Origin of the sequence: Leyella stercorea DSM 18206 (assembly GCF_000235885.1) — a bacterium.
GTDB lineage: Bacteria > Bacteroidota > Bacteroidia > Bacteroidales > Bacteroidaceae > Prevotella > Prevotella stercorea.
In genome coordinates, this window is the sequence record NZ_JH379462.1 from 19,923 (window position 1) to 20,333 (window position 411).

The window sequence follows — 411 nt, forward strand, 5'->3', positions numbered from 1 at the left end:
GCACCAACATTACAATCCTCCCACAGATTGCACAGAACCCACAGAACCTTCTGGCAGATAAGAGCCTCCCACAGATTGCACAGATTTTCACAGAAGTCTTTAGGGGGTGCAGCAGTCTCTGCTGCACCAACAAAGCAATCGGGCACCAACATTACAATTCTCCCACGGAACACGCAGAACACACAGAAACGACTGGCGGAGAAGAAAAATCTGTGTACATCTGTGAAATCCGTGGGAGGCTCTTCTCCGCCAGAAGCTTCTGTGTATTCTGTGAAATCCGTGGGAGAATATCCTCCACCAGAAATTTCTGTGAATTCCGTGAATTCCGTGGGAGGACTTGCGCAAACAAACTTGGAATGGGTTCTGTGGAAGGAATTCGGAGGGCGGCGTGGGTATGGCAGGGATGCCATA

The 411-nt window shown here is 49.9% G+C and carries 1 protein-coding gene; it reads left to right on the forward strand.

The window, feature by feature from the left end:
* Positions 1-411, forward strand: a 411-nt coding sequence (locus HMPREF0673_RS14795) for a hypothetical protein (RefSeq protein WP_007902499.1), incomplete at both ends; no start/stop codon positions are given.